This window comes from Desulfothermus naphthae (assembly GCF_054657475.1).
The window spans coordinates 371,721-396,159 of record NZ_BAAHYQ010000003.1; the positions used below are offsets into that span (position 1 = coordinate 371,721).

Sequence of the window (24,439 nt, forward strand, 5' to 3'; positions counted from 1 at the left end):
TTTTTTTAATTAAATGTCATAATAGAGCATAAACTCATATGGATGGGGTCTAAGTTTTACTGCATCTACCTCGTTTTCTCTCTTATATCGAATCCATGCACGCACTACTTCTTCAGTAAACACATCTCCTTTTAAGAGGAATTCAAAGTCATTTTCCAGTGCATCTAATGCTTCTTCTAAAGAGCCTGGGGTGGAATCTACATTTTTGAGTTCCTCAGGAGATAGGGAATATATGTCTTTATCTAAAGGTTCACCTGGATCAATCCTATTTTCAATTCCATCTATAACAGCCATAAGCAGGGCACTAAAGGCCATATAGCCATTACAGGATGGGTCAGGGAATCTCACTTCAATCCTCTTTGATTTTGGAGAGGCTGAATACATGGGAATCCTGATTGCAGCACTCCTGTTTCTGCTGGAATAAGCAAGATTTACTGGAGCTTCATATCCTGGAACCAATCTTTTGTAGGAATTTGTGGTGGGATTTGTGAATGCGCAAAGTGCCTTGGCATGTTTTAACACACCACCAATAGCATAAAGTGCATTCTCACTAATGCCTGCATATTTGTCTCCAGCAAATGTGGGCTCTCCATCTTTCCAGATACTAATATGAGTGTGCATACCAGAGCCATTATCCCCAAAAAGGGGCTTTGGCATAAAGGTTACAGTGAGATTGTGTCTTCTGGCAACGTTTTTGATTATGTATTTAAACCACATGAGCTGATCACCCATTTTAACCAGGGGCTCAAACCTCATATCGATCTCTGCCTGACCAGCAGTTGCAACCTCATGATGCTGGCATTCCACCTGTATTCCAATTTTTTGCATCTCCAGGACCATTTCAGTTCTTAAGTCCTGAAATTTGTCTGTTGGTGGAACAGGGAAATAGCCTTCTTTGTAGCGGGGCTTATAACCTAGATTTGGATTCTCTTCCCTCCCAGAATTCCATATTCCCTCTACAGAATCTACAAAGTAAAAGCTGTAGTTAGAATTAACATCATACCTTATGTCATCAAAAATAAAAAATTCTGCCTCAGGACCAAAATATGCTGTATCTCCAATGCCTGTAAATTTTAAGTAATCTTCTGCCTTTTGGGCAATATATCTTGGATCCCTGGAATATTTTTCTTTGGTAATTGGATCAACTATATTCCCAATAAGGGCCAGGGTCGGCACTTCAAAAAAGGGATCTATAGTGGTTGTGGCTGGATCTGGAATTACCAGCATGTCAGATTCATTTATTGCCCTCCATCCTCTTATGCTGGATGCATCAAAACCAAATCCATCTTCAAATACCCCTTCATTTAATTCTTCTATTGGCACAGAAAAGTGTTGCCATACTCCAGGAAAATCAACAAACCTTATATCAACCATTTTTACATTATTCTCTTTGGCAAATTTCAATACGTCTTTTGGTTCCATTTAATTCCTCCTAATCTTTTTAATATTGTTTCGCTAATTACTAGCTATTTTTATGCCATGTTAATTTGACGGATTTCGGAGATTTCTTCCTAATTATTGGAACAATAATGTATTTTAGTTTAAAAAGATACAATTTTGTTACTTTTTAAACTAAAACAAATAACAAAACCTGAATTCTACTAAAAACTTAAGGTTAAGTTATAATCTAAACCCATGAGCAATAGGAAAGCGCCATCCAATTCCAAAGGCTCTTTTTGTAACCTTTAGAACTGGGGGAGTTTGTCTTCTTTTGTATTCATTGTTTTTTATCATGGATATAGTATCCAAAACCAGCTCCTTGTGTCCAAGTTGGTTTATTATAAATTGTTCAACGTTTATAAATTGTTCAACGTTCTAAGTTCAACGTTCATAAATTGTTCAACGTTCTAAGTTCAACGTTCATAAATTGTTCAACGTTCTAAGTTCAACGTTTATAAATTGTTCAACGTTCTAAGTTCAACGTTCAACGTTTAAAGAACCTAGAACTTAGAACTTAGAACTTAGAACCTAGAACCTAGAACTTAGAACCTAGAACATAGAACGTAGAACATAGAACATAGAACAATAAAACTATTTGTTTAGTCATCAAAAAAATACAATTTTGTTACTTTTTAAGGTTAATTTATGGTCTATAGCCATGAGCAATAGGAAAGCGCCATCCAATTCCAAAGGCCCTTTTTGTAACCTTTAGAACCGGGGGAGTTTGTCTTCTTTTGTATTCATTGTTTTTTATCATGGATATAGTATCCAAAACCAGGTCTTTGTCCCCAAGTTTTTCTATTATTTTTGCTGGCTCTAAACCCTCTTCAATATATAGCTCAATTACCTTGTCTAAAAAATCATATGGTGGGAGGGAATCTTCGTCCTTTTGGTTTGGTCTAAGTTCTGCTGATGGGGGTTTTGTTAATATTCTCTCAGGAATATAGGAAAATTTCTCATTTATCCGCCTGGCAATTCTGTAAACCCAGGTCTTTTTTACATCTCCTAAAACTGAAAGCGCTCCATTGGTATCCCCATAAAGGGTACAATATCCAACTGCAAGTTCTGATTTATTTCCTGTATTTAAAAGCAAACAACCAAATTTGTTGCTAATTGCCATGAGAATTAATCCACGAAGTCTGGACTGAATATTTTCTTCAGTTACATCTTGTTTTTTGCCTGAAAAAATATCTTTTAATGTTTGTTTTGACTCAATAAAAAGGCCTGTTATAGGTACAACATGAAATTCAATCCCCAGATTTTTTGCAAGTTCTTTTGCATCCTCTAAACTTTCAGGTGAGTTATACGGACCTGGCATGGCAACACCAATTATATTTTGTTTCCCTAGGACCATGGTGGCTAAGGTTGCCACAACAGAAGAATCTATCCCACCACTAAGTCCTATTACCACTTTTTTAAATTTAAGTTTTTTAAGATAGTCTGAGATACCAAGGCACAGTGCTGATATTAACTCATCTTCTAAATCCATTTCTATTTCTTTATGTTTTTTATCCAGATCTTTTGTATCCCAAATAACTAAATCTTCTTCAAAATCCTTTGCCATTAGAATCATTTCACCCGCACCATTAAATACCATTGAGTGCCCCTGAAAAATGAGCTCATCATTGGCTCCTACCTGGTTTACATAAATCATTGGGATTTTAGTTTTAACGGTGTGTGTTGATAAAATTTTCTTTATTTGATTTATTTTCCCTGCAAAATATGGAGAAGCAGCAATATTAATTATTAAATCAACTTGATTATCTGCAAGTTTTGATACAGGATCCTTTGAATAGCTATATAAATTTAATTCATCTATTGTCCAAATGTCTTCACAGATGGTAACACCTATTTTCATGTCCTTTATGTTAAATATTCCAATTCCTTGTCCTGGCTCAAAATACCTTGCTTCATCAAATACATCATATGTGGGCAAAAGATTTTTGTTATATGAAGATAATATCTTCCCATCTTTCATTAAGATAGCTGAATTGTAAAAGGGTTTACCCTTATTTTTATTTAAGGTAACAAGTCCAAGTAATACAAAAATATCCCTTACCTCTGATGCTATCTTATCTAAATAATTCAGAGATTTTTCAACAAAATCCCATCTACTCAAGAAATCTAAAGGGGGATACCCTAGAAGAGATAGCTCTGGAAACACGACTAAATCAGCACCAAGATTCTTTGATCTGTTAATAAAATCTATTATTTTATTTGTATTGTACTCAAAATCTCCAACTATTGGGTTTATCTGGGCTATTGCTATTTTCATTTGTAATGCTCCATGAGTTTTTACAATCAAACAATACAAACCTTTAACACACTTGAAAAATCGACTTGTCCCTTAAACACTTTAATTATACCATCTTGTTTTAATGTCCTCATCCCCTCAGAAATTCCTGCTTTAAATATTTCTCCAACAGGTGCACCTGAAACAATAAGTCTCTTAATTTTTGGTGTTGCAACCAAAAGCTCATGTAGGGCTGTTCTTCCCGAGTATCCAGTTTTATTACACTCATCACAACCAACTGGTTTATATAATGTGAGATCCTCAGCATAACTTATGCCAAGCTCTGGAAATATCTCCTCTCCATATTCTTTTTTGAGTGTATCAAATTCTTCTCTTGTGGGGTGATAGGGTTCTTTACATTTATTGCATAAAGTGCGAACAAGCCTTTGTGCTAAAATTCCTAAAAGTGCATCAGCGAAATTAAATGGATTCATTCCCATATCTATTAAACGGGTTATTGTCTCAGGTGCTGAGTTGGTATGCAGGGTGGATAGCACAAGATGTCCTGTTAAGGAAGCCTCTAGGGCTGTGTGTGCAGTTTCTTGATCGCGCATCTCACCAACCATGATAATGTCTGGATCCGCCCTTAAAAAGGAGCGCATTGCATTTGCAAATGTATATCCTATCTTGGGATTCACCTGAACCTGTCTTAGCCCTTTCTGGGTTATTTCAACTGGATCTTCTGCTGTCCATATCTTTTTTTCTGGGGTATTTAATCTGCCTAAAATTGAGTGGAGAGTTGTTGTCTTTCCAGAACCAGTTGGACCTACAACCAGAAAGATCCCATAGGGCTTTTCAATTATATTAATAAGTTCTTTTAGATTTCTTTCTGTAAAATTCATTTTTTCTAGAGGAATAGGCTTTCCAGCAGCTAAAATACGCATAACAACATCTTCTACACCTCCCACTGTAGGAGTTATTTCTACCCTTAATTCTACCACCTTATTTTGATATTTAAGTCTTATTTTGCCAGACTGGGGCACTCTTTTTTCTGCAATATCTAAATTACTCATTATTTTTACTCTGTTAATAAATGCCCGTATGTGGCTGGCTGGTATTTCAAGATAATTAAAGCACACTCCATCCTTTCTGAATCTAACCTGGGCAGGTTCTTTTCCAAGACCTGGCTCTATATGGATGTCTGATACCTTCTTCTCATATGCATCTTTTATAATTTTGGTAACAAGTTTTATAACTGCTGGTGCGTCTTCTGATATAAGATCTTCAGCAATTTCTGATTCTACTGGAGGTTCATCCTCCTTAAGTTCACTTAACACATCTCCAATAGACTGGTCTCCAAAGATTTCTTGTTCCTCAAACTTTGTCAAAAATTTAACTATATCTTCCCTTAAGCTCACACAAAATTTAATGTTATCTCCTATTCCTGAAAAATAAACCTCTCTTTTTTTCTCTTCATCTGATGGATCATCAATTAAAACTATAAGTTCCCCATCTTGATATTTATAGGGCATCCAGAATCTGGATTTTAAGTATTCAATATTTAGCCTCTTTAGTAAATCAGCAGGTAATATAACATTCTCAGTGTAAGATATAAATTCAGTATGGTAATATTTAGCTAGTGCCTGTACTACATCTTCTTTTGACACATTAAATTCATGAATCAGCACCCATGCAACGTCCTGCTCTATAGGATTTTTTGCATGACGGGCCTTGACAGTTGCCATATCTAACTCTGAATAGGTTATCTTGTGAGTTTCAATTAAATAATCAAATTTTCCGAATTTTCTTTGATACATAAGGAGATGATAAAAGGCACCTGCAAGCGAAGGAACAAGCTTTTTGAGCAGCTTTTCATCAGTTTCATCAAAAAAATCTTCATCTTTTTTATTTATAAGCTGGAGAACCCCAACTATGTATTTCTCTTTAAGGATCAATGGGGATGCCAAGATAGATTTGGTGCGGAATCCTGATTTTTTATCCCAGCTTGAATCAAAAATTAGTCCTGGATAATTTTTTGTAAATTCCTCTGAATTATATACATCTTTTACACTTACAACACATCTGTGTTTTGCTACATATCCTGCAATACTCTTCTCATTTATATCAACTCTAATTTCAACTGGTTCTCTTCCTGTCTTTACCCTTGAAAACAATTGATTTCTCTTTTTGTCCACTCCATATAAAGTTATCCTTTCACAGCCAAAAAGGTCACACAAATCATCTTTCAGATTTAAAAAAATCTCATTTACATCTTCTGCCTGATTTACAGAACAAATTAATTCATTAATCTTTTTTTCTTGCTTATATAATTTTTCAAAGTCTTTTTTGCTCATAAATCTTCCCCCACCTATGTAAATTTTACTTTTTTGGGAGAAATAAATATCGGGATAATGGTACTTGGATAGAAGTTCTATTTTTACAGAGATTAAAAAAGTCAAATCAAATCGAGTAATTTTTTAAAATCATTTATGATGATCTTTTTTTTCTCTTTTGTCAAAATTCCCTGGAGTTTTAATTTCATAAGTTCTCTATTTACAGTCTCTCTGGTCACACCAAGCATAGCTCCCAAATCACTCTGAGTGATTTCTAAATCAAGAATTATTTTTTCATCAAACTTTTTGCCGAATCTCTCAGAAAGTTCAATCAAAGTCTTTACAAGCCTTTTGGGGACACTGGTATAGCAAAGATCTGCAAGGAAATCATCAGTTTTTCTAAGACGTTTGCATAAAGTGGACATGATCGCTTCAATTGCCTGTTTCCTTTCAAATAGATAAGTGTAGAATACGTCTCTACGAAGTACAAGGAGTTCAGTATCTGTAATTGCAACAGCATCTGCAGAGCGTGGTGCCTTGTCCAAAAGGGAAAGCTCTCCAAAAAAATCTCCATCACTAAATATGGATATAATGAGTTCTTCCCCTTCTTCAGTCGGTATGGATATTTTTATTTTTCCTTTTTTTATGATATATAGGGCATCTCCAATGTCTCCTTTGAAAAAGAGCGTTTCGTCCTTTTTTAAAAACTTGTTAGAGACTTTAGCAGAGATTTCTCTTAACAATTCATCAGGCATGTTCTCAAAAATTGAAATCTTTTTAAATTGTTTGAGATCCATCTTTTCCTCTCAAAAATAATTTTAATTTTATAAAAGTGTTGTCGATGTTATGCCTAAAAAATAGTTTTAATTCTTTTTTATCTTATTTTTAATCCAATTTAAAAGATAGGGCTCTTTGCCTTGAAATTTAGGTTTATAAAATTTTTTATCTTTTATCTCATCAGGTAGATATTGTTGTTTAACCCATGAGTCTTTGTATGCATGTGGATATTTATATCCCTTTCCATACCCCATCTCTTTATCAAGGGATGTTGATGGATTTCTTAGATGTAAAGGAACATCCAGTAGCCCTTTTTCCTTTATTAAGTTTTGAGCCTCTAAATATGCCCTATATGACGAATTACTTTTAGGTGCAAGGGCGAGGTAAATAACAGTTTCAGCCAGAGGGATAAACCCTTCTGGCATGCCGATTAATTCTACAGCATGATAACATGAGGTTGCTAATGTAAGTGCATTTGGGTCTGCAAGTCCAATATCTTCTGATGCAGAAATTATGAGTCTTCTACAAATAAACCTTGGATCTTCTCCAGATTCAAGCATACAGGCAAGGTAATATATAGCAGCATCTGGATCGCTTCCCCTGATGGACTTTATAAGGGCAGAAGCTAGATGATAGTGCAGATCTCCCCTCCTATCTCCTTTAATAACCCCTTTTGGAAGAACATCTTTTATTTTATCAATTGTTAGTTCAGAAGGATCAATCTCTTTTACAAACTCCAGAATATTTAAAAGACTCCTTGCATCACCCATGGACATGTTAATTAAATATTCAACTACATTATCAGGCAGGCTAATAGAGAGTTCTTCCAACCCCTTTTGTACTATTTTTCTTAAGTCTTGGCTTTGAAGGGGATTTAATTTCAGCACATAAAGCCTGGATAAGAGTTGCCTTGTCACTGAAAAAGAAGGATTTTCCGTGGTTGTTGCAAAGAGTCTTATTTTTCCTTTTTCAAGGATTGGCAAGAATAGGTCCTGTTGTGCCTTTGAAAACCTGTGAATTTCATCAAGTATGAGTATATCTGTATCTTGAATCCTCTCTTTTATATCAGAAACCCCTGTTTCTGGCGCGCTCAGGTGCACAATATTTGAGGAGAACCTTTCTGCAAGAAGCATGGCCAAGGTAGTTTTTCCACAACCTGGTGGCCCAAAAAAAAGTATATTAGGTGGAACACTTGCCTTAAGAAAGGTCTCTATGGTCTTTTTTAAATGTTTTTGCCCAATAAAGCCTTCTAATTTTTTGGGTCTAAGTCTCTCATATAGGGGAAGAGTATTCTCTTTCACTGTAATTTACTCCCAGATACCAGGAATAGTAGTACCACACTCTTTACATTTGCCTTGATATAGATTCAATATTTCAGAACAAAATCCTGCTCTTCTAATCAGGAGAGTTCCACATTCAGGACAATAGGTATTTTCTTTTTCATTGGCACGAACATTTCCAACATAAACATATTTTAACCCAACTTCTTTACCTATTTCATATCCCATTTCTACAGTAGATATTGGTGTTATTGTAGAATTAAGGAGTTTATAATCAGGATGAAATCTGGATATATGCCAGGGAACATCCTCTCCAAGCTCATTGTAAATAAATCTAGCAATAGCTGTTAATTCTTTTTTAGAATCATTTTTTCCTGGAATTACCAGAGTGGTCACTTCCACTAACCACCCATATTTTTTCATAAGAACCAAATTTTTTAACACAGGTTTTAATCTTCCATCACAGAGATTTTTGTAAAAATTATCAGAAAAGGACTTAAGGTCAATATTTGCTGCGTGGATCAAATCCTTTAATCTATCAATGACCTTTACACTCATAAATCCATTAGAAACAATCACGTTTTTTAAACCGTACTCAATAGTTTCCTTAGCAGTATCCTCAACCAGCTCAAAAAATATTGTTGGCTCTGAATAGGTAAATGATACAGATTTACAATTGTAAGAAATTGCAGCATTAAGAAATTCTCTTATAGAAACAATTTCTCCTTGAATTACTCCATTTAGTTTAGGAGTTTGTGAAAGAGTAAAGTTTTGACAAAAAACACAGGAAAAATTACATCCCATGGTTCCCAAAGAAAAGGTTTTAGTTCCTGGGAGAAAGTGGTAAAGAGGTTTTTTTTCAATAGGATCCACATTTATTGCAGCAACCTTGTTGTACACTAAAGTATAGAGTTCTCCCCTCTGATTTTCCCTGACACCACATTTTCCCCGCTCACCTGACTTTAAAACACAAAAATGGTTGCACAGCTCGCACTGAACAACACCTTGTCTTTCTTTAATTTTTTTCCATAATCTCGCTGGTGTCATAGTCCCTCCTTATTTTCATCTATTTATTTCATCCCTATTTACCTATCACTTAAGATATTCTTTCATACACCTTACTTACAGTCAAGGTGCTCGCCTCATATTTACAGTAATTTTAGCTTGAGCGGTATTAGAATCTAGGATATTTTTATTGCATGAGATGCGTCGTAGCTGTTCCACCTATAGAAGATTTTTATTACACCCCCCATCGGGGCAGTTTTTTGGGCGCACATATAGTCAATTCTATATTAAAAGAACAGGGACATAAATCTCACCTGATCTGTTTTCCAAATCTCTATAAAAAACCAAAAAAAATACCCTTGCCCAAAGAATTATCTTATTTGTCAAAATTTATAATAAAAAATGAGACAGGGCCAATATCTTTTTTTTCTTATTATAAAAGATTTGGTCCTGACTATAGAGATGCAGCTTATATGGTATATAGCTATAAACCAAATATTATATTTATTTCTTGTTTTGCCTTTTGTTATGCAAAGTCCACTATACACCTTGCAGAAGAGATAAAAAAAATTGATCAGCGAATTGAAATTATATTAGGTGGTACTGGTCCTTCTATTTTCCCTGACTATTTTAAAGATACAGGTTTGTTTGATAAAATTATAATAGGTCAAGCAGAATATGCTTTAACAAATTTTTTGGGTATACCAAAAAAAGATAGACCTGTTGTTGCACTGGTTAAGACAAAAACAACAAATAAGTGGAATTATTATTCCTCTTATTTAACAAAAGGTTGTCCAAGGAATTGTAAATTCTGCTCTATACCAATCTTGCATGGAAGAAAACTTGAAATAATAGACAAATATATCTTAAAAAATAAGATAAAAACCATTGAAGCAAAAAAAGGTATATTCTTAAATTTTGAGGACGACAACGTACTTTATAAATGGGACTTTTTTGTTGATATCCTTAAAAGTATAAAAAATATTAACAAACATATAAAGTTTAGTTGTGAAAATGGAATAGACTACAGGCTGTTAGATGATATTAAATTAAATCAACTTATTAATCTCGGATTTAGGCAATTTAATTTCTCTATAGGAACCACATCAAAAAAGATTGCATTAGAACAAAATAGAAGCGTCGATATACCTAAATTGAAGTTTCTAACACAAATATTGGATAACAATCAAATAGATACAATTGTTTATTTTATCTCAGGATTTCCTAAAGAGAGAGTAGAAGATGCTGTTTCTAATTTAATTCTTTTAAATAGACTTGGAAAAAATGTAAGAATAGGTTTATCTTTATTTTATCCAATACCAGGAATTGCTGGTTTTGAAGATAAAGAGATGTTTAAAAACATAAGTCCAGTGCTTCTTTGCTCTTCTTCAGCCTGGCCATGGAATAATTCGCTATCCACTGAAGATATGATCACTTTATTCAGGCTTGTTAGATTGGTAAATTTAACCAAGAGAAAGAACTTGAATAGTGTTAATATTGAGGTTATAAAAAAATCTTTTAAAGACAAAAAATTATATACCTTTGTTAAGGGTAAAGGTCATCCAGTTGAAGTTAGTTGTTATAATAAAGATATGGTAAAACTCTTTTTTGATGGAATTAATGAATATTTGTGGAGTTAAATTATGAAAAAAGTTTTTATCCTATTTATATTGTTTATGTTTGTAGCTCATGCCTTTGCAAAAAAAGAAATAATAGAGATTACAATACCAAAAGAACCAGTTAATATATCAGCAAAAAAAATGAAAGTAGATAGTAATAAAGATATTGTTGAGGCTTTTGGTAATGTATATTTGACATCATCACATTATAAAATACGTGCTGATTATGCAAGATATGAAAGAAAACAAAAAAGAGTATATTTAAAGGGTAATATATTTGCAAGCTGGGACAAAAATAACATATATGCAAAAGAACTCTTAGTATATGTTTCAAATTCCACTGGATGGATTAAAAGTGGCGACATATTTTATGCTGTTCCCCATCTATATTTTAGAGGTGAAAAGATTGATAAGACAGGAAAAAATACCTTTGCATTTAAACATATTGAGGTAACAGGCTGTGATTCAGATGTACCAGATTGGTCATTTGTAATTAAAAGAGGAGATATAAAAGATGATGGAGAAGCGCGTTTATATCATGTAAAATTTAAAATAAAGAATCACACCATATTTTATTTTCCCTATTTGCAAGTGCCAGTACTTGTTAAGAGAAAATCAGGTTTTTTGATCCCTGAATACTATTCTTCATCAATTGATGGAAATGGATTGATTCTTCCTTATTATTTAGCGCTGTCTATAGAACAAGATATTACCTTTTATCCAGGCTATTTAGGCAGAAGGGGAAAATATACTGGTATAGAATACAGATTTACTCCTGATGTTCAAACCAAAGGATTTTTTTTAGTCAGCTATTTAAAGGATAAAATAAGGTATAAAACAGAAACAGATGCCCCTTCTGATTATAGTGGCGATGGCTTAATAAGACCAAATGAAAATAGATACTGGATCAGGGGTAAACTGGATGGATATGTTGTAAGTCCAGAACTAGAATTAAAACTGGATGTTGATTACACCTCTGACCAGGATTTCTTGCGTAAATTTGATTCTGGCTACCTTGGATTTGAAAGAAGCAGGAAGGAATTTCTGAACGTATTTGGCAGAGATATAAACAATAAGGATGATCTTTTAAGAAAAAATACTCTTTTATTAAATAGAGGATTTAATATAGGTAATCTATATCTTAAGGCTGAATATTATGAAAATTTAAAATATAAAAACCACAATCTAGATCCTGTTTATGACGATACTGTTCAGCGTGTTCCAGAAATAGGTTTTAATTTATATAAAACGCCACTTTTTGGTGGTCTAATTGACTTAGAGTCTGATAGTTCTATCTCTTATTTCTACAGAAGATATGGTGTACAAGGTATGAGAATAGATATTTATCCTTCACTTAGCAAAACCATATCAACTGATATTGCCACAATTATTCCAAAGATATCACTAAGGGATTCGGCATATTTCTTAAAGGACAGAGATCCAGAACTTACAGAATCCTTTGAAAACAGATATTTATTTGAATTTGATTTAAATATATCAACTCAACTCTATAAGGTTTTTGATTTTTCTTTAAATAAAAAAAATTACCTGATAAAACACATAATTACTCCTGAAATAAAATATTTCTATCGGTCAACGAGGAGCAGAGAGGATATCCCCTCTTTTGATTCCATCGACTCTCTATCAAGGGAACAAAAAATAACTTATAGTCTAGATAACCACTTTACATTAAAGTATTTTGATGAAAACAATGCACCACTATACAGGAATGTGCTTCGCTTAAAACTATCTGAGACCTATGATATAAAGGAGGCTGGAAGAGAACAAAATTTAAAAAAATATCCCAAAAGACCATTTACTGATATCAGGACAGAATATGAGTTTACACCCCTGGATAAATTTAATGTAAATGGGAATATCTGGATTTCTCCATATATTCCTGGCATAACAGAGGCTGAAAATAGAGTGGATATAAAATTTTTAAAACAAATAAATGGATATATATCTCATGACTATAAAAGGGAACTTAAAGATGATATACATAGACAGAATCAGGAAAAGTTGTCTAATTTAGAATTTGGAACTACCTTTTCTCCTAATAATAAATGGGAGATAAGCTATTCAGATAACAGAGATTTAACTTTAGCCAAGACTATTGAGAGAAAACTCACCATAAATTACAAACATCAGTGTTGGAGTGTAGCCACTGAGCTTTCCCATACAAGAGACGAAGACAAGATAATGATAATCGTTACTCTTGGTACCCTTGGAGAGGTCTCTCAGGGATTTAATCTGAAATAACAAAAAAATAGGGAATTTTTAAAAACAAAATTGAAAAGATATTTATTTTTAAATAATAAACAATTGGGGCCAAACTTAAACCAATTGGAGGAAAAATTTTATGGAACAAATAGAAGAGCTTAAAGCAAAAACTCATTTACTGGAATTACTTAACAGGGTTTTTGAGGGAGAAAAATTTATTATAACTAAAGATGGAATACCAGTTGCTGTTATCTCTCCTTACAGAAAAAGGAATAAACTTGCCTCTTCTGAAACCATTCAAAAACTAAAAGAGTTTAGAAAAAACAAAAAACTTGGGGAGTTAGAGCTCAAAGACCTGCTTGAAACAGGGAGAGAGGGTTAAACTCTTAAATAAATAGATGTTGAGTTTTTAGAGTTTCTCTAGATTTTTGAAAGTGTTGTCAACTGGGGATTACAAATGGGAAACATAAACATACTTCCACCAAATATCCAGAATATGATCGCAGCAGGTGAGGTTATAGAGAGACCTGCAAATGTTTTAAAGGAACTTATTGAAAATAGCCTGGATGCTGGAGCTGATGAGATATTTGCAGAGATCGAGGGAGGAGGACAGATACTTGTATTGGTACAGGATAATGGTTCTGGAATGGACAAAAAGGACCTTTTACTCGCAGTTAAAAGGCACGCAACAAGCAAGATTAGAAACAGAGATGACCTTTTTTCCATTAAGTCCTTTGGTTTTAGAGGGGAAGCACTTCCATCCATAGGGGCTGTGTCCCATATGAAAATCTGCACAAAAAAAGAGGATGCAGACTTTGGTTATTCACTTGAAATAAAGTATGGAAAACAGGGAGATTTATCCATATGTGCCTTAAATAGAGGTACAAAAGTAGAGGTCAGAGATCTCTTTTTACAAATTCCGGCTAGGCTGAAATTTTTAAAATCAACACCTGTTGAATCAAAAAGATGTGAAGAAGTATTTTATAAAATAGCCCTGTGCCATACAAATAAAAAATTTCATTTAAAAAGGGATGGGAAAGAGAGATTCAAATTCTCTAAAGATCAAGACATAATTTCCAGAATTAAACACATCTGGCCAGAAGAACTCGTAAATAACTTGCAGAGTGTAAATTATAGGATTGGTGATATATCTGTGTCAGGATATGTTTGCGATCCAAAATATTCCCAGGCCAGAGGGGATAGGATAATATTTTATGTAAATAATAGGCCAGTTAAGGACAGAATCCTCTTAAAAGCATTAAAACAGGCATATTCTGGTATGATTCTCTCAAAGGAATATCCAGCCGGAATTTTGTTTTTGAAGATATCTCCAGATTTTGTAGATGTGAATGTCCATCCAGCCAAAATTGAGGTGAGATTTAAAGACGAATCATTGGTTTTTTCTGCTCTTTATAGAGGAGTTAAAAGTGCTATTGAAAAAAAATATTTTGAAAGTCCATATCCAGAAGAAAAAATACAGGATAAACCAAAGAAATATCTTTCACAAGCCCTGGCTGAATATAGAGCTGAAGAGAAAAAAGGATTTGGTTTAGACATACTTGAAAAAGATTATGTTGTATCTCATATTGATATTTCTGAGAAAGAGACTATAGAAGAGAGTGATGAGGATACAGAATTTATTTATCTTGGACAAATTGAAGATACATATCTTATTGTTAAAGATAGAGAAGGTAAACTCATTATTTTAGATCAACATGCAGTACATGAAAGGATACTCTATGAGAGATATTCTGATAAAAAATTCAGGTCAACTCAAAAACTCTTAATTCCAATTAAGGTCAAAGTTCCTGAAGATAGAGACAAAAATTTTGCAAATGAATTAAATCACCTGGGATTTGAATTTGCTATTAATGATGACTCTATTTTGATCTCTACTATCCCAGCATACTTAACTGGGCCTGAGGCTGAAGAGATAATAAAGGAATACATAAATTCAGACAAAGATAATGTAGATTCTTTAATCAAAATGATATCCTGTAAAAAGGCCATAAAAGCAAATACCAGGTTAGAGAGAGGAGAGGCTAAAGAGCTTATAAAACAGTGGCTAAGATGCAAAGATAAGGAATTTTGCCCCCATGGTCGTCCTACATCTTTGTATTTTTCCAGAAAAGAACTTGACAGGATGTTTAAGAGGTGAGCTCTCAATTAAATATCAATGAATTTTTAAAATATAAAAGCAAGGGGATTTTTTTTACTTATAAAAATGGACGAATTGAAATCAATTTTAATAATTCCATTGGATTAAAAACATTTTATTTAGATGAAAGAAAATATTTTTATCTAAAAAAACATATCACAAAAAAACAGCCTTTAATTTCCGCAATAATTACCAAAAGATTTAGACCAAATATTGTGTTGGACTTAACCGCAGGTTTTGGGTTTGACGCAATCCAGCTCGCCATATATGGAATATCCGTTATATGTATTGAGAAAAATTTTGCTATATTTTCTATGTTAAAAGAATATATAGGAAGGATTGGACTGGTTGATATGGAAGTTGCAACAAGGATTAGGCCAATTTTTGGAGATGCAAAAGAAATATTACATGAAGTTGGAACCAAGATACCATATCCAGATGTGGTATATTTAGACCCATTTTTCTCTGCTTACGAAATGAGACCAACAAAAGAAAAAAAATATATGCAGGTTATAAAACTCCTGGCAGAGGATAAAGATAATAATTTAGATGAATTGTTTGAAGGTGCATGTGAGATTACAAATTCTAGAGTGGTTATAAAAAGAGCGCCTAATGCAGATGTTCTTTATACAAAAAAGGCAAGGTTAGAGTATCAAATAAAGGGCAGGGGACATAGGTTTGATGTATATATTAAAAAATAAAGACAAATTTTTCTCTGAAGAGGATTTCCTGAAATTTTTAGATGGATTTTTTGAACAAAGAGAAGGACTAATTTTAGGTAGAGGAGATGATTGTGCAATTATAAAAACTGAAAATGAAATGCTCATATCTTCAGATTTGTTTTTAGAGGGTTATCACTTTGATATGAAATATTTTCCTCCATATGCAATTGGTTACAAGGCCCTTGCAGTAAATATCTCTGATATCCTTGCCATGGGCGGTATCCCTGTTGGGTTTACCATGTCTATTATGATAAATAAAAAAATTGCTACTAAGATATTTTTTAAAGAATTTTTTAAGGGCATATCATTGTTATGTAAAAAATATAACATCTATCTCGCTGGTGGAGATATCTCTTTTTCAAAATCTTTTGGGATTGATATAACTATTTTTGGGAAAAAGGGTGAAAGGTGCCTTTTTAGAAAAAAAGCAAATCCTGGTGATTTGATCTTTATTAGTGGAGATATTGGTTTGTCCAGGACTGGTCTTTATGCCTTTAAAAAGGGCCTTCAAGAGAGATTTAAAGTAGCTACAATGTCTCATTTAATGCCCAAAATATTCTATTATGAATCCAGGGCTATTACAAAAAACCCATTTGTCACTTCCCTTATGGATGTATCAGATGGGGTACTAAAGGATATTAAAAGGCTTATGCCAAAAGAAATGGGCGCAAATTTAGAAATAGATGGGTCAATGCTTCATCCAGAGGTAATTTCAATGGCTGAGATTTTAGGCGAAGATCCAGTTGTTTTTGCTGCAAAAGGTGGAGAAGATTATGTGCTTATGGGAACTATTGCATCTGATGGGATAAAGAGACTAAAAGATGCCATCCCTACTTTAAAGGTGATTGGAGAAGTTATAAGAAATGAAGAATTTATGTTAAACAGGAAGAAAATAGAAGGGGGATTTGATCATTTTGAGTATTTCTTTAAGAATACAGTTGAATAAAGGCTTGCGTGCCTTATATTATACAATATTAGGAATGAGGATGTAAAACTGGGGATCTAATTTAAAACTAATCATGGGTTTACAAGACCTATATTTTGGGATAAAATTGAATGACTTCTTAAAAGGAAGGTTATAATCATGTCAATGAGTGTAGCCCTATTTAAAAAATTAGAGACCATTGATCCTTCTTTAAGGGAAGTATTATTTGCTGTTTTAGAAGAAACAGAAAGACAACAAAAAGAGAGAGTAACAAGGGAGGATTTTAAAGAGCTCAAAGAAGTTGTAGCAAATTTGTTGAAATCCCATAAAAAGGCTGAAGAACGTTTAACAAAGGTAGAAAATTCATTAAGGGACCTTAGCGAAAACATTAATTTCCTCCTTCAGGCACATAAAGAGGGGAATGAGAGGCTTACCAAATTAGAAAATTCAGTAGCAGAACTTACTGAAGCTCAGAAACATTCTGAACAAAGGCTGACTAGACTTGAAAACACTGTTGCTCAGCTTGCTGAAGCACAAAAGCAATCTGAGCAAAGACTGACTAAACTTGAAAATACTGTTGCCCAGCTTATTGAAGCTCAGAAAAGAACAGAGCAGAGAATTAATGAACTTACTGAAGCTCAGAAACATTCTGAACAAAGGCTGACTAGACTTGAAAACACTGTTGCTCAGCTTGCTGAAGCACAAAAGAAGACAGAGCAGAGAGTTAACGAACTCGCTGAAGCACAAAAGCAATCTGAGCAAAGACTTACTAAACTTGAAAATACTGTTGCTCAACTTATCGATGCTCAAAAAAAGACAGAGCAGAGAATTAATGAACTTACCGAAGCCCAGAAACATTCTGAACAAAGGTTGACTAAACTCGAAAAGAGCCTTGCCCAGCTTATTGAAGCTCAGAAAAAAAACGAAGAAGAGATATCCCGACTTATCAAGCGAATGGATGCATTTGAAGAAAGGTTAGAAGGCATCTCCCATTCAGTTGGTTATTTATTGGAAAACAGGGCATATGTTGCTTTGCCCAAAATCCTTTTTCAAAGATATGGCATTAAAGTACAGGATAATCTTTGCAGGAGATATTATCCTGTAGGAAAAAAGAAGATACAGCTTAATGTCTATGGACATGGCGAAAAAAATGGGGATGAAATGGTAATAATTGGTGAATGTAAGGTAAGGCCATCAAAGAGAGAAATAAGGAGATTTAAAAAATATGCCCAGAAAATTGGCGAAATAGAAGGTAAAAAGGTCTTTTGTCTTTTTGTTGCCCATGATTTTCCACCAGATATTGAGGAATTTCTGGATTTACATAATATTTCCTATGTATGGTCCTATGAATTTGACACAGCAGGTACTCTTTAATTTTAAGATGTGAAACAAAGGGAGAAATTTAAGTGGATACTAATTTGAAGTTTATTGGTAAAATAAGTTCAGGTTTTAAACATAGGTCTGAGTGTCCAAGACAACCATCATCTAATCTTGAACCTGCCCAACTAATAATTAATAAAGATTTTCTTCATGCTGCTGAGGGTCTTCACATTGGTGATGAGATTTATATCTTTACCTGGTTACATAAGTCAGACAGGAATATATTAAAATGTCATCCCAGAGGGGATAAAAACATACCTAAAAAGGGAGTTTTTGCAACAAGGTCGCCTGATAGACCAAATCCAATTGGCCTGCATAGGGTAAGGATACTCAATATCCATGACAATGTTTTTACAATTCATCCAATAGAAGTAATGGATAATACTCCTGTTATAGATATAAAAATTGTCTCATACGGAAGATATAAAATTCACTTTGGACCATATATTGATGGTAAAATCGCAATGGAAATAAAAAAGACAGGTTATAGGGCATGGCTAAGAGGGTTAATATCAGGAGTTAATGGGAATATAAGTGCACTGGATAATAATGGACATATGGTTATTACAAATAGCGGAGTAAACAAAGGTATGATAGAACCAGGTGACCTTGCAGCTTATGATATGGTTGGAGACAGAGTACTTTATGGTAATCCTTCATCTGAGTACCGGATGCATATAAACATTTATAAAAATCAAAGCAGAGCCAGGGCTATTTTGCATACACATCCCTTAAATATTATTATTGCATCCGAGAAATTTAATAATTTTTTGGAAAAGATAGAGGTGTTTGAAAAAGAGATTTTTTTAGAAAAAATTGGTTTTGTAGAGCCTTTAAAACCAGGTTCTCTTGAGCTTGCCCAGGCAGTTGGTAAATTATCTGTTAAAAAACAGTTGATTGTGTTGAAAGAACACGGACTCATTGTTTATGGAAAAACTTTGAAAGAATGTTTGTCCCTAACTGAAGAGCTGGAAAAACTCGCTGAGATGGCAAATAAATTACCTTAATATTTAGGGGATATATCTTATATTCATCCTGTGTACATGGATACCGTCAATTGCAATTGGACCAAAATTTATATCACCCACCTGAAAATTGCTTATCCTGATGCTTCCTTCCATTGGAAGGGTCACTAATATCTGAGCAAGATTTGTGTCAGGATCAACTCCAGCATCTAATGTACCAGGATCATAAGTTGATTCACCGTATGGGTTCATGTCTCCAAATTGGAACTGTCCAGAAGGTTGCCATGTGGAAGGATCAGATGGGTCGTCATTGGGATTATCTGTAAAGGTCTTTACCATATAAAATTTATCAAAATGTAGAGATTTATATTGAGGAGTATTGTTTTCATTAAACTGATAGTTGTAATTAAAATTGGTGGTTTCAAGGGCCAGGTTGTATTGAAAATCAACCCCAGTAGAGTTAGAATGTCCAGACATATAAAGTCTTTGAGAATAGGGATGTATCTCATCTATATTAAGTGATCCAATTTCTTTTCCACAAAAGGAAATAGAATTCACATAAAAATCAAATCTATGGTCAAAGTCATCTGCAGTAAAAGAGGTCATTAATACATCATCAGTATTTTGAAATACATCTATAGCAATTCCAGTTCTACGGTCATCGCCATTTGTATCCACATTTCCTGTGGAAAGGGTCTCCATTATTTCCACATTATTTAAAAATATGGTTCCATTAACACCATCGTTAGAATCTGTATCTTTATATCCAATATATTCATAATTTCTATACACCTTATAATCAGAAACACCAATACTCACTCCAGCCTGCCCAATTACTTTCTCCATAGCTCTCTCTGATAATTTAATCATCCTGGCTATAGAATTAAATGGGAGTAGAATAAAAAAAATCAAAAAAAAGACAAATAAGAAAGCCATGTTCTAAAACCCCCTTTTTAAATATAAAAGTTACCCAGGGGCAGGGTACCCCCTGGGTAACCAACTTATACCCTGAAATTAATGAGGAGCGATCTCTATCACTCCGTCTAACACAGTAAGGGTAGTTTTGCCAACATAAACAGTACCAAAGTCATGGCCATTGATTGAAGTCATACTATTGCTCCCGTCTAAAGGACTTAAATCATTGAGAGCAATATCCAATGTCATGTTACTAAGTACAAGCTCTATGGTGCCAAGTCCAATCATAACGCCGGCGAAATTGGTTGCAGGTAAAGCTGAACCACCAGCAGCCTGAATAGCTTGACTATCATAAGCAGCGCCTTCAGACAATACTGGTAATGCGCTTGTCACATCAATTGTGAGTGGTTTTGCCAGGAAAACATCGTCAACGCCATCGCCGTTCAGATCTTTGTTATTAACTTCTAATAGATCTCCATATGTCCCTTTAAGCTGAGTACCTGGAGAAGTAAGGTCTCCACTAGCATTTACACCAGTAATAGAATTAACATGAACCATTACTTCCAGGTCGCTAATTCCTACACTTGCACCATCTGTATTTGTGGTCACAGTATTCCACAGCCCGTTTGCACCAGCATCTGTATTTATCCCATCAGTATCAGCATACCACAGACCTTCAATGTGTGAATACAATTTTGCATCATCTATGATGATTGATACACCAGCCTGACCTGTAATAGACTCCATCTCATCGTTAGAGATGGCCTTCATGGCCATGGCTGAACCAGCCACTAACATTAAACTTACTAACATTAACAATACCTTTTTCATAACAATCCTCCTATGATAAGAATTTTGGTTTGAAATTCTTACCATAGGTAGCCCGACCAACCAGGAAGTTAATTTTAGTTTTTTCCTGGTCTCGTTGGCTTTCCGTCCCTGGGTTACCCCAGGTTTGGCTTTTTCTATGGCACTTAAAAATTTTACCCCTACCTTTTAAAAGAACACTTTTTTGGAGCTATTAATAAATCGCTCCCCTTCTAAAAACTTAACCTAATCCTAATCCCCTGGCATCACCCCCTTTAATTAAATTTTTTTATGGCTTTAGTTGCCTTGAGCCCCTCCAAAATCAAACCAGATCCCAGCATCCTGACCCTTACACTTGATTGTGAGGATCAGGGGATCGTGGTTAAAGGTGTAAGTTTTTACACCTTCTGCCTGTCTTGGAAGGGCGCCAAGTCTTGATAAACTCCGAAAATCAGCCTTTAGTGTCCCAACTACATCTTGAAATCCAAGTCTCACTTCCACTAACTCCCGGGTTGCTGCATCATCTATATTTTCAAACTTGGCCTCAAATATAAACCCATTTAACTTTAAATCTGAAAAACCACTTCCCATATCCACATCTATCCAATCTTGATCCCAACCAATTCCATTGCCATTGTCCCAATATCCCATTTTCCAGGAATCAATCTCAGTATAAGTTTCCACATTTACATTAAACTGCATCCTGGCAATATCGTAGACACCATCGTTTACCATCTGAACCTTTGAAAACCCACCCCCCGTAATTTCATTTAATTGACTATCTGTCATTCTTATCATCTTACTAAATCCATTTGTATAAACTAGTGATATCATAGCTAATTGAGATAAAATTAGTAAACCTTGTTTAATTAAGTTTTTTAACTCAAATAACACAATCATTAAATTACTTCTTTCTTTTTTTTGTTCTTCAGTTTTTTTCAATGAAATGTCTCCACTTTATCACTTTATAGTTTAAAAAGGTAAACCACTTTTACTCTATTGTTAATTGTTATTTTATTTAAAAAATATTTTTTGTCAAGAGTTTTTTAAAAATTTTTTAAAAAAAGAAAAATGTTATCTAAGTTATCAAAATATCTTTATAATTTACATCATTTTATGAGGACTTGACGCTTGTTTTTGAACTTAAACCTTACCCCTATTCAGCTAAGTTTTAAAGTTAAATCAATCTCTCCAGGACCTCCTTTTTCTCAGTAGGAATATTTAAGCCCTTCATAATTAGCTTTAGCGGGTGAGAGATGTTTAACTTAAAAATTCTTTCAAAAAAATTTTTCACTTTACTAAATCTCTATTTTTAGCTATAAACTCTAACAACCATAACCGAACAGAAGGTGAAAGAATAAACTTTGTTCACTTATGAAAGTTTAAATTGATTTTTAAGAGGTTAAATTTATGCATGTTTTAATTGCTTTTATTATTGGAGCATGTCTTTTGGCAGGCTTTCATCCTATGGCGTCCAGACCTAAGGGACAAGTATATCTTGTGCTAAATACAGGAGAAAAGGTCGTTATAAGACCAAAAATCAAGCCCTTTACCGAGGAATTTCAAAAGAAACATATAGTCAAACAACATTTTGATTTTAGTTGTGGTTCTGCAGCCCTGGCAACTCTGCTGGATTTTTATTTAGGGGAAAACTTTACAGAAGACCAGGTGATAATGGGTCTTATGCAATATGGAGACATAGAAAAAATTAAAAAAAGAAGGGCCTTTTCTTTACTTGATATGAAACGATTTGTAAATGTACTTGGATATAAAGGCGAAGGATATATGGCCACACTTGATGATCTCAAGACCTTAAAGGTTCCTGGAATTATACCAATAAAAATTTTTAATTATAGACATTTTGTTGTATTTAAAGGAATTTACAATAACAGGGTATTTGTAGCAGATCCATGGCGGGGCAATTCCAGCTATCCAATCTCTAAATTTAAGGATATATGGTATAAAAATGTAATCTTTATTGTTGAACCAAAGGGAAGACCCACCTTAAACCTTTTAAAAATCACAGATGAAGACTTAAGATATATTGATGAAGATATGGCCAGGAGGACCTTATTTGATGCATCAGTAGATATGTCCCTTCCTGCCAAAAGAAAAATTGAGGGAATGCCTGTGCCTTATGATTATTATAAAAGCAAATAAAAAAATCGTTATATTTTTATCTAAAACTTAAAAAGGACAAAAAAAATTTGCCTAACCCTTAGGAGCGATTAAATGAAAAGAGAGATAATGTTTATCTTTTTCTTTTTTATTTTACTTACCAGTAATTTATTTGCCCAACAAAATGCACCCAAAGACACAAAAAATTATAGATTTTCAGTTAAATTAATCCCTTTTCCAGACAAACAAAGGGCAAATGCTACAATTAAAGAACTCAAAGACCTTGGATATTTTCCTTATTTAGAACAAAGGAAAATTGATAATACTATCCCTGTATTTATTGTAACTGTCAAAGATTTTTATAAGTTAAAAGAGGCAGAAACATTTTTAAATGGTTTTACTTCTAAGACTGGAGAATTTGCCTATATAACAAAATATAATACACTGGACATAGTCAAAACAGGAAGCATTCCGCTTATAGGCAAAAAAAATAAACCGCCATCTAAAAAGACCGAACCTAGATCAACGAAGATAGCTCAGCCACCTTCTCCCTCAATCATTACGCCGCCGCCCCTAACTGGGAGTTTAGAGGAAAAAATAGCCCAATTAGAAGAAAGGCTGAATAAACTCCAAAAAGAAGCAGAAGCCAGGAAAAAGCTAGAAATACCCGAAGAAGAAAAAAAGAAAAAAGAAGAAAAGATATTGGAGGCCGCAGGTAGAGAATACTTACTCCTCCCTAAAGGCCGTCTGAGTTTAGAATATTCCCTGGGATATTCTTATTATTCCTATGATACATTGGAATCCATCTATGAAGTAGAACACCATGCAAATCACAATCTCAGAAATACAATAAGTACTGAATATGCTGTATTGAACAATTTAACTTTAACTTTGAATATTCCTTTTGTTTATAAATACGATAAAATTGGTACCCATAGGGAGAGAAAAGTAACAGATATTGGAGATATAAGTTTTGGAATAAAGTTTCAGCCATTTAAAAATACAGGAAAATGGCCTGCACCAATATTCAGCTCATCTTTAATCCTCCCAACTGGCCGAAGTCCCTATAGCATAAATATAGACGATGAACTTAGTACTGGGGGAGGTTTAGTAGGAATCTCCAATTCAGTCTCAATCTCTAAGCCACTTGATCCAGTAAATGCATTTGCCAGCCTTGGTTATAGCTATTTTTTTGAAAAAGATGGAATAAACCAGAGAAGAGGAGGAGATATACTTGTAAAAGTAAAACCCCGTGGCGGCATATCTGGAAGTCTTGGTATTGGATATGCCCTTTCCTATAATGTTTCCCTTTCTCTAAGTTATTCCTATTCATATTCTCTTGGAACCAAATACTATTTTAAAAGTGGAAGGGTAACTCAAAGTGGTACTTCTGTCTCTTCTTCTCTTGGGATTTCTACAGGATGGTATATCACACCAAAACGTTCCATAATCATTGGTACAGGCATAGGGCTAACTAACAATGAATCTGATTTTTCTTTTTCTTTGAGAATTCCATTTTCCTACGACCTAGTTAAATAA

General features: G+C 34.0%; 19 protein-coding genes and 1 riboswitch. Of the genes, 10 read left to right on the top strand and 9 right to left on the bottom strand.

From position 1 onward, the window contains the following. Window positions 1–9: 9 nt before the first annotated feature. The 6 genes from glnA to amrS form a co-directional block, all read right to left on the bottom strand. Entirely contained in the window at window positions 10–1,422 is a 1,413-nt protein-coding gene (glnA, locus tag ACYQ1E_RS13345) for a type I glutamate--ammonia ligase (RefSeq protein ID WP_459880356.1), read from the bottom strand. A gap of 661 nt (window positions 1,423–2,083) precedes the next feature. Then, window positions 2,084–3,715, bottom strand: a complete 1,632-nt coding sequence (locus tag ACYQ1E_RS13350; RefSeq protein ID WP_459880359.1) for an NAD+ synthase — start codon at window positions 3,713–3,715, stop codon at window positions 2,084–2,086. 26 nt (window positions 3,716–3,741) lie between these two features. Beyond that, window positions 3,742–6,027 carry an ATPase, T2SS/T4P/T4SS family gene (locus ACYQ1E_RS13355; protein ID WP_459880361.1) on the bottom strand — a complete coding sequence of 762 codons (2,286 nt, stop codon included), beginning with the start codon at window positions 6,025–6,027 and terminating at the stop codon, window positions 3,742–3,744. A gap of 101 nt (window positions 6,028–6,128) precedes the next feature. Continuing rightward, a complete protein-coding gene (locus ACYQ1E_RS13360; protein ID WP_459880364.1) occupies window positions 6,129–6,803 on the bottom strand; it encodes a Crp/Fnr family transcriptional regulator in 675 nt (224 codons plus the stop codon). Between the two features lie 66 nt (window positions 6,804–6,869). Beyond that, window positions 6,870–8,084 carry a replication-associated recombination protein A gene (locus tag ACYQ1E_RS13365; protein WP_459880367.1) on the bottom strand — a complete coding sequence of 405 codons (1,215 nt, stop codon included), beginning with the start codon at window positions 8,082–8,084 and terminating at the stop codon, window positions 6,870–6,872. A 6-nt stretch (window positions 8,085–8,090) separates the two neighbouring features. Beyond that, window positions 8,091–9,110, bottom strand: a complete 1,020-nt coding sequence (amrS, locus tag ACYQ1E_RS13370) for an AmmeMemoRadiSam system radical SAM enzyme (RefSeq protein ID WP_459880369.1) — start codon at window positions 9,108–9,110, stop codon at window positions 8,091–8,093. A 152-nt stretch (window positions 9,111–9,262) separates the two neighbouring features. Between amrS and ACYQ1E_RS13375 the strand changes: the two genes are divergently transcribed. The 8 genes from ACYQ1E_RS13375 (at window position 9,263) to tsaA (ending at window position 19,102) form a co-directional block, all read left to right on the top strand. Beyond that, complete coding sequence (locus ACYQ1E_RS13375) at window positions 9,263–10,708, top strand: B12-binding domain-containing radical SAM protein (RefSeq protein WP_459880372.1); 1,446 nt, start codon at window positions 9,263–9,265, stop codon at window positions 10,706–10,708. A gap of 3 nt (window positions 10,709–10,711) precedes the next feature. After that, window positions 10,712–12,949 carry an LPS-assembly protein LptD gene (locus ACYQ1E_RS13380; protein ID WP_459880375.1) on the top strand — a complete coding sequence of 746 codons (2,238 nt, stop codon included), beginning with the start codon at window positions 10,712–10,714 and terminating at the stop codon, window positions 12,947–12,949. A gap of 100 nt (window positions 12,950–13,049) precedes the next feature. Continuing rightward, complete coding sequence (locus ACYQ1E_RS13385) at window positions 13,050–13,292, top strand: type II toxin-antitoxin system Phd/YefM family antitoxin (protein ID WP_459880378.1); 243 nt, start codon at window positions 13,050–13,052, stop codon at window positions 13,290–13,292. A 75-nt stretch (window positions 13,293–13,367) separates the two neighbouring features. Next, on the top strand, window positions 13,368–15,068 hold the full coding sequence (mutL, locus tag ACYQ1E_RS13390) for a DNA mismatch repair endonuclease MutL (protein ID WP_459880380.1): 1,701 nt from the start codon (window positions 13,368–13,370) through the stop codon (window positions 15,066–15,068). Then, window positions 15,065–15,769, top strand: a complete 705-nt coding sequence (locus ACYQ1E_RS13395) for a class I SAM-dependent methyltransferase (protein WP_459880383.1) — start codon at window positions 15,065–15,067, stop codon at window positions 15,767–15,769. Before mutL ends, ACYQ1E_RS13395 begins: the two co-directional genes overlap by 4 nt. Further along, window positions 15,750–16,736: a thiamine-phosphate kinase gene (gene thiL, locus ACYQ1E_RS13400; RefSeq protein ID WP_459880386.1), complete on the top strand. Its 987-nt coding sequence runs from the start codon at window positions 15,750–15,752 to the stop codon at window positions 16,734–16,736. Before ACYQ1E_RS13395 ends, thiL begins: the two co-directional genes overlap by 20 nt. A gap of 138 nt (window positions 16,737–16,874) precedes the next feature. Then, complete coding sequence (locus tag ACYQ1E_RS13405) at window positions 16,875–18,089, top strand: coiled-coil domain-containing protein (RefSeq protein ID WP_459880389.1); 1,215 nt, start codon at window positions 16,875–16,877, stop codon at window positions 18,087–18,089. Window positions 18,090–18,121: 32 nt separating this feature from the next. Next, window positions 18,122–19,102: a tRNA (N6-threonylcarbamoyladenosine(37)-N6)-methyltransferase TrmO gene (gene tsaA, locus ACYQ1E_RS13410; protein ID WP_459880392.1), complete on the top strand. Its 981-nt coding sequence runs from the start codon at window positions 18,122–18,124 to the stop codon at window positions 19,100–19,102. Between the two features lie 3 nt (window positions 19,103–19,105). Here tsaA and ACYQ1E_RS13415 read toward each other — a convergent pair whose 3' ends face one another. From ACYQ1E_RS13415 to ACYQ1E_RS13425, 3 genes are all read right to left on the bottom strand, one after another. Beyond that, complete coding sequence (locus ACYQ1E_RS13415) at window positions 19,106–19,996, bottom strand: DUF6160 family protein (protein WP_459880395.1); 891 nt, start codon at window positions 19,994–19,996, stop codon at window positions 19,106–19,108. Between the two features lie 78 nt (window positions 19,997–20,074). Continuing rightward, window positions 20,075–20,866, bottom strand: a complete 792-nt coding sequence (locus ACYQ1E_RS13420) for a DUF6160 family protein (protein ID WP_459880398.1) — start codon at window positions 20,864–20,866, stop codon at window positions 20,075–20,077. Continuing rightward, window positions 20,850–20,945, bottom strand: a riboswitch (cyclic di-GMP riboswitch). (Overlaps the previous gene by 17 nt.) A 134-nt stretch (window positions 20,946–21,079) precedes the next feature. Next, the gene (locus ACYQ1E_RS13425) at window positions 21,080–21,724 is read right to left on the bottom strand and encodes a hypothetical protein (protein ID WP_459880401.1); all 645 of its coding nucleotides are present in this window, start codon (window positions 21,722–21,724) and stop codon (window positions 21,080–21,082) included. Between the two features lie 468 nt (window positions 21,725–22,192). Here ACYQ1E_RS13425 and ACYQ1E_RS13430 point away from each other — a divergent pair, with 468 nt between their 5' ends. Both ACYQ1E_RS13430 and ACYQ1E_RS13435 read left to right on the top strand, forming a co-directional pair. Then, window positions 22,193–22,942, top strand: coding sequence for a C39 family peptidase (locus ACYQ1E_RS13430; RefSeq protein ID WP_459880404.1), 750 nt, complete (start codon window positions 22,193–22,195; stop codon window positions 22,940–22,942). 72 nt (window positions 22,943–23,014) lie between these two features. After that, window positions 23,015–24,439 carry a transporter gene (locus ACYQ1E_RS13435; protein WP_459880406.1) on the top strand — a complete coding sequence of 475 codons (1,425 nt, stop codon included), beginning with the start codon at window positions 23,015–23,017 and terminating at the stop codon, window positions 24,437–24,439.

Coding starts and splice junctions, on each gene's coding strand:
- ACYQ1E_RS13355 (WP_459880361.1), bottom strand. CDS start 6,027: ATGAGCAAAAAAGACTTTGAAAAATTATATAAGCAAGAAAAAAAGATT.
- ACYQ1E_RS13385 (WP_459880378.1), top strand. CDS start 13,050: ATGGAACAAATAGAAGAGCTTAAAGCAAAAACTCATTTACTGGAATTA.
- amrS (WP_459880369.1), bottom strand. CDS start 9,110: ATGACACCAGCGAGATTATGGAAAAAAATTAAAGAAAGACAAGGTGTT.
- mutL (WP_459880380.1), top strand. CDS start 13,368: ATGGGAAACATAAACATACTTCCACCAAATATCCAGAATATGATCGCA.
- ACYQ1E_RS13380 (WP_459880375.1), top strand. CDS start 10,712: ATGAAAAAAGTTTTTATCCTATTTATATTGTTTATGTTTGTAGCTCAT.
- glnA (WP_459880356.1), bottom strand. CDS start 1,422: ATGGAACCAAAAGACGTATTGAAATTTGCCAAAGAGAATAATGTAAAA.
- thiL (WP_459880386.1), top strand. CDS start 15,750: ATGTATATATTAAAAAATAAAGACAAATTTTTCTCTGAAGAGGATTTC.
- ACYQ1E_RS13430 (WP_459880404.1), top strand. CDS start 22,193: ATGCATGTTTTAATTGCTTTTATTATTGGAGCATGTCTTTTGGCAGGC.
- ACYQ1E_RS13375 (WP_459880372.1), top strand. CDS start 9,263: ATGAGATGCGTCGTAGCTGTTCCACCTATAGAAGATTTTTATTACACC.
- ACYQ1E_RS13360 (WP_459880364.1), bottom strand. CDS start 6,803: ATGGATCTCAAACAATTTAAAAAGATTTCAATTTTTGAGAACATGCCT.
- ACYQ1E_RS13415 (WP_459880395.1), bottom strand. CDS start 19,996: ATGGCTTTCTTATTTGTCTTTTTTTTGATTTTTTTTATTCTACTCCCA.
- ACYQ1E_RS13435 (WP_459880406.1), top strand. CDS start 23,015: ATGAAAAGAGAGATAATGTTTATCTTTTTCTTTTTTATTTTACTTACC.
- ACYQ1E_RS13405 (WP_459880389.1), top strand. CDS start 16,875: ATGTCAATGAGTGTAGCCCTATTTAAAAAATTAGAGACCATTGATCCT.
- ACYQ1E_RS13350 (WP_459880359.1), bottom strand. CDS start 3,715: ATGAAAATAGCAATAGCCCAGATAAACCCAATAGTTGGAGATTTTGAG.